Origin of the sequence: Streptomyces sp. RP5T (genome assembly GCF_003933965.1) — a bacterium.
GTDB lineage: Bacteria > Actinomycetota > Actinomycetes > Streptomycetales > Streptomycetaceae > Streptomyces.
In genome coordinates this window covers 1-4,233 of the sequence record NZ_RSAJ01000668.1, presented here as the reverse complement: position 1 = coordinate 4,233, position 4,233 = coordinate 1, and the positions used below count along the sequence as shown (strand labels likewise).

The window sequence follows — 4,233 nt, the reverse complement described above, 5'->3', positions numbered from 1 at the left end:
CCTCCGCCCCCGTCAGTCCGCCCGCACGAACCCCCGGCCGTCACTCACGCACTCACCTCCCGGCAAGCCCGGTAGAAGTCCTTCCAGCCGTCCCGCTCGCGGACGACCGCCTCCAGGTACTCCTGCCAGATGACCCGGTCGGCGGCCGGATCGCGGACGACCGCACCGAGGATGCCCGCCGCGACGTCCCCGGCCCGCAGGACGCCGTCGCCGAAGTGGGCGGCGAGGGCCAGCCCGTTGGTGACGACGGAGATCGCCTCGGCCGTCGACAGCGTGCCGCTGGGTGACTTGAGCTTGGTCCGGCCGTCGGACGTCACCCCGTCGCGCAGCTCGCGGAAGACCGTCACGACACGGCGGATCTCGGCGATGCCGTCGGGCGCTTCCGGCAGGTCGAGGGAGCGGCCGATCTGGTCGACGCGCCGCGAGACGATGTCGACCTCGGCCTCGACGCTCTCCGGCAGCGGCAGCACGACCGTGTTGAAACGGCGGCGCAGGGCGCTGGAGAGGTCGTTGACCCCGCGGTCGCGGTCGTTGGCCGTGGCGATGAGGTTGAAGCCGCGGACCGCCTGCACCTCCGAGCCCAGCTCCGGTATCGGCAGCGTCTTCTCGGACAGGATCGTGATGAGGGTGTCCTGCACGTCGGCCGGGATACGGGTCAGTTCCTCCACCCGCGCCGTCATCCCCTCCGCCATGGCCCGCATCACCGGACTCGGCACGAGGGCGTCGCGGCTCGGGCCGTGGGCGAGCAGCTGCGCGTAGTTCCAGCCGTACCGGATCGCTTCCTCCGGGGTGCCCGCCGTGCCCTGCACGAGCAGCGTCGAGTCCCCGCTGACCGCCGCGGCGAGGTGCTCGGAGACCCAGGTCTTGGCGGTTCCGGGCACGCCCAGCAGCAGGAGGGCGCGGTCGGTGGCCAGGGTGGTGACGGCGACCTCGACGAGGCGCCGGGGGCCCACGTACTTCGGAGTGATCACCGTGCCGTCCGGCAGGGTGCCGCCGAGGAGGTAGGTCGCCACCGCCCACGGCGACAGCTTCCAGCGGGCCGGGCGCGGGCGGTCGTCCTGCGCGGCCAGCGCCGCGAGTTCGCCGGCGAAGGCGTCCTCGGCATGCGGCCGCAACGCCTCCCCCTGCTCGACCTGCTTCGGTTCCACGGTCGTCGGTTCAACGGACACAGTCATGGCTGAGGCCCCCTCCAGCTCGGCCGGTTCGGATCTGTCACCAACCGTGCACCACGCCACTGACAATGCGATCCGACCTGCGGAAACGTGCTCGCGAGGGCCCGAGCGGCGGTCGGCCCGGGGCCGATTGTCAGTGGGGGGATCTACCTTCGATGACATGACTCAGCAGGGGGTGCGCTGGACGGCGGATCAGGTGCTGGCACTGGCTCCTGACGCCGCCTCACGCAAAGCGGGAAGCAAACTCGGCGCGGCCGGGCCGTGGTCCGAGGCGGGCAGTTCCGACGAGGGGACGGTGTGGGGGCTGTGCAAGGGCAGTGGCAGCAAGCCGTATCAAACGGTCATCGACATCGCGGACGCCGCGGGCCCGGCGTACAAGTGCAGTTGCCCGAGCCGCAAGTTCCCGTGCAAGCACGCGCTCGGGCTACTGCTGCTCTGGGCTGGCGGGGAGGGCGCGGTGCCGCCGGGGCCGGCGCCGGACTGGGCGGAGCAGTGGATAGAGGGGAGAAGGCAGCGGGCGCAGGAGAAGCGGACGGCGGGCGCGGCCGGTTCGGCACCCCCCACGGGTGATCCGGAGGCGGCGCGGCGCAGGGCGGAGCGCCGGGCCGTGCGGATCACGGCGGGGGCGACGGAGCTGGAGCAGCGGCTGGCGGATCTGCTGCGCGGCGGTCTGGCGGGGGCGGAGCAGGCGGGGTACGCCCTGTGGGAGGAGACGGCCGCCCGCATGGTCGATGCCCAGGCGCCGGGACTCGCCGGCCGGGTGCGGGAGTTGGGGTCGATCCCGTCGTCCGGTCCGGGCTGGCCGGTGCGGCTGCTGGAGGAGTGCGCTCTCCTCCACCTCCTCGACCAGGGCTGGCTGCGCCGTGAGCGGCTGCCGGACGGCCTCGCGTCGACGGTCCGCTCCCGGGTCGGCCTGCCCGCCTCGGCGGACGGCCCGGCGATACGGGACCGCTGGCTGGTCCTCGCCCAGTACGACACGGCGGACGCCCGGCTGACGACGCGCCGGATCTGGCTGCACGGCACGGACTCCGGCCGCACGGCCCTGCTCCTCTCTTACGGCGCCGTCGGCCGGGCTCCCGAACTGGCCCTGCCGGTGGGGCTGGAGCTGGAGGCGGAGGTGTCCTCCTATCCCGGTTCCGGTCAGCTGCGGGCGGCGCTCGGCGAGCGGTTCGCGCCGCCCGCGCCCTCGGCGGCCCGTCCACCGGGAGTGACGGCCGACCAGGCGGCAGCGCTCTACGGCGAGGCACTGCGGGACGACCCGTGGCTCGACTCCGTCCCCGTGACCCTGGACCGGGTGATACCGGCCCCGGACGGGGACTCCTGGCAACTCGCTGACGCAGAGGGCGACTTCGCCCTGCCGCTCACCGCCTCCGCCCGCTCCCGTCCGGGCCTGTGGCGCCTGGTCTCGCTCTCGGGCGGGGCTCCGGTGAAGGTCTTCGGTGAGTGCGGCCACCGCGGCTTCACCCCGCTGACCGCATGGCCCGAGGGGCCGGGCGAGGCGGTGCAACTGTGCTGAGGGGAACCGACCGAGCACTCGACCGGACGGAAAGGAACCGCATGGACAGGACTTCCGCGCCGGACGCCTGGGAGGAGCTCGTCACCTCGGCCCTGCTCGGCACCGCGCGCCGCACACCGCCCGGGGTCGCGTCCGGTCCCGACGCGCCGGTGGCGTTGCTGGACGCGGCGGCCGTGGAGACCGTACGGCGACGGGCCGGGCTCAGGCCCGCGCGCGCGGCCCAGCGGCCGCAGCCGGCGCCCGCTGATCCGCGTCCCCCGCTGCCCGCGGCGGCGGCCCGCCGGCTCGCGATGCTGCTCGCCGACCGGCCGGGCACGGGCGGCGGCGGCCGCCGGGGGACGGCACCGGATCTGATGGAGCTGCTCCCGCAGTGGCTCGCGGCGGCGAACGACCGCGGTTACGCGGCACCCCCGCAGCTGCTGCCCGCCCTGCTGGACGCGGCCCGGGGGCGGACGGATCTGCGGCCGGCGGCGCTGGCGTTCGCGGGTTCGCGTGCCACCTGGCTCGCCCGGCTGAACCCGGACTGGCGGTTCGCCCTGCGGGCGACTCCCGGCGGCGGAGCGGCGCTGCCGTCGCCGGAGGACAGCGCGGGCGTTCAACTGCTGTGGGATGAGGGATTGTTCGCGGAGCGGGTGGCACTGCTGGCTGCGATTCGTGCCCGGGAGCCCGCCGCCGCGCGCGAGTTGCTCATGACGACCTGGGCGACCGAGCGGGCCGAGGACCGGCTGATGTTCCTCGACTCACTGCGGACGGGGCTGGGCCCGGAGGACGAGCCGTTCCTGGAACAGGCGTTGGCCGACCGGAGCCGGAATGTGCGGGCCACGGCCGCCGAGTTGCTGTCCGCACTGCCGGGGTCGGCGCTGGCCGCGCGGATGGCGGTCAGGGCTGGGGCGTGTGTCGCCGTCGACCACACCCGGGACATACCGACGATCGTCGTCGAGGCGCCGCACGAGTGCGACTCGGGCATGGAGCGCGACGGCGTCGTGGCGAAGGCGCCGTCGGGGCGCGGGGAGCGGTCGTGGTGGTTCGGGCAGTTGGTGGAGGCCGCGCCGCTGGGCGGGTGGCCGGGGCGGCTCGGCGGGCGGACGCCGGCGGGGATCGTGGCGCTGCCGGTGGCGGACGACTGGCGCGGTGAGCTGCACGCGGCGTGGTGCCGGGCTGCCGTACGGCAGCGGGACGCCGGCTGGGCTCGGGCGCTGCTCGGGACGCCCGCGGCACCGGAGGCCGGGGGGCCCGGGTCGGTGTCGCTGGCGGAGCGGGCCAAGCTGCTGGGCACCCTGGACTCCGCCGAGCGGGCCGAGTGGGTCGCCGGGTTCATCTCGACGCACGGCTTGTCGGAGGCGTTCCAGCTGCTGGGGGTGTGCCGGGTGCCGTGGTCCGCGTCGCTCGGGCGGGCGGTGGTCGACGCGCTCAACATCGCTCGGGACGCGGGGAGCTATCCGTGGAGTTTCAGCGGGGTGATGGGTCTTGCGGAGCGGTGTCTCGACCCGGCCGAGGCGGGGCGTCTGGAGGGGCTGATGGCGGTGCCGGACGAGGGGGAGGACG

The 4,233-nt window shown here is 74.9% G+C and carries 3 protein-coding genes; 2 read left to right on the top strand and 1 reads right to left on the bottom strand.

All coding sequences use genetic code 11. The annotated features are described in order from the left end of the window. Positions 1-44: 44 nt before the first annotated feature. Positions 45-1,175: an AAA family ATPase gene (locus EHS43_RS38800; RefSeq protein WP_125195278.1), complete on the bottom strand. Its 1,131-nt coding sequence runs from the start codon at positions 1,173-1,175 to the stop codon at positions 45-47. Positions 1,176-1,332: 157 nt separating this feature from the next. Here EHS43_RS38800 and EHS43_RS38795 point away from each other — a divergent pair, with 157 nt between their 5' ends. After that, positions 1,333-2,688, top strand: coding sequence for an SWIM zinc finger family protein (locus EHS43_RS38795; protein WP_125195277.1), 1,356 nt, complete (start codon positions 1,333-1,335; stop codon positions 2,686-2,688). A gap of 41 nt (positions 2,689-2,729) precedes the next feature. Then, positions 2,730-4,233, top strand: a 1,504-nt coding sequence (locus EHS43_RS38790) for a DUF5691 domain-containing protein (RefSeq protein WP_125195276.1), incomplete at its 3' end; no start/stop codon positions are given.